Consider the following 1,048-nt stretch of genomic DNA (forward strand, 5'->3'; position numbering starts at 1 on the left):
CGCAGACGCATTACTGCTAATTGTAATTTCAACACCAGAATATCAAACCGCTTGATTTCTTCGGCTTCTGATGCCAATTGAGAGGGTAAACCGGCTACTTCTTGGCTGAGTGCCGTAAAATCTTGATCTGAGAGCGATCGCCAAGCTTCGGGACTTGTATATTTTTCTACCAATCGCCGCTTGGGACGGACTACGAAGTTTTCGCTATTCATCGCAGCCACTTCTGTGTGCAGGAGATTGGCTACTTGGCGGCGCAATTCGGCATCAGGTTTTGGTTCTTCATTGGCGGCTAGAGATGCTTTTAAATTGCCTCCAACTTCGCTCAAGCTGTCTGTACCAACTTTCTTGTCTAACTCTGCGATTAACTCCAAGCGGGTGGTAAATAACTGCTTACCCAAAGACTTACCGATGGGTGCATCAGTGGTTTCTGGATGATGCTGGAAAAACTCCAGATTTTGGCAATAGTCGAACAGATAGAAAAATTGCTTATCTTGTCCTAAACCAAATAAATCGGCACAGCGACGGGTTCCTCGGACACACTAACTGCGACTAATTCTCCAACAATTCAGTCTGATTCGGCAGCGTCATTCGATTCAATTCAGGAAAAAGCTTTAGTCCAAAGTATCCACCCACTGATTCAGCGTCGGGTAGAGTTAAATATCCCCAGACAACCGATAACTTCCATCAGCCCACTGATTCAGCGTCAGGTAGAGTTAAATATCCCCAGACAACCGATAACATCCATCAGCCCACTGATTCAGCGTCAGGTAAAGTTAAATATCCCCAGACAACCGATAACGTCCATCAGTCCACTGATTCAGCGTCAAATAGATTCCAATAAAAATAGCACTCAGAACAGGCCAGTAATATATAGTAACCCATTTATTCAGCGCTTTATACACAGGGCTGGAGGCAATATTCCCAGTCAAGAAAATACCAGCTTAGAGAGCCGTTTAGCGAGTCAAAAAGGTTCTGGAAGTCCCTTAGATGAGCAGACACGCTCCTTCATGGAACCTCGTTTTGGCAATGATTTTAGCTCTGTACGTGT

1 pseudogene is annotated in these 1,048 nt (G+C 44.9%); it reads right to left on the reverse strand.

The features are described from left to right. A pseudogene (locus VB654_RS24740) lies at positions 1-398 on the reverse strand (restriction endonuclease subunit R); the annotation flags it as partial. Positions 399-1,048: the final 650 nt, after the last annotated feature.

This window comes from Nodularia sp. UHCC 0506 (assembly GCF_034931045.1).
Lineage (GTDB): Bacteria > Cyanobacteriota > Cyanobacteriia > Cyanobacteriales > Nostocaceae > Nodularia.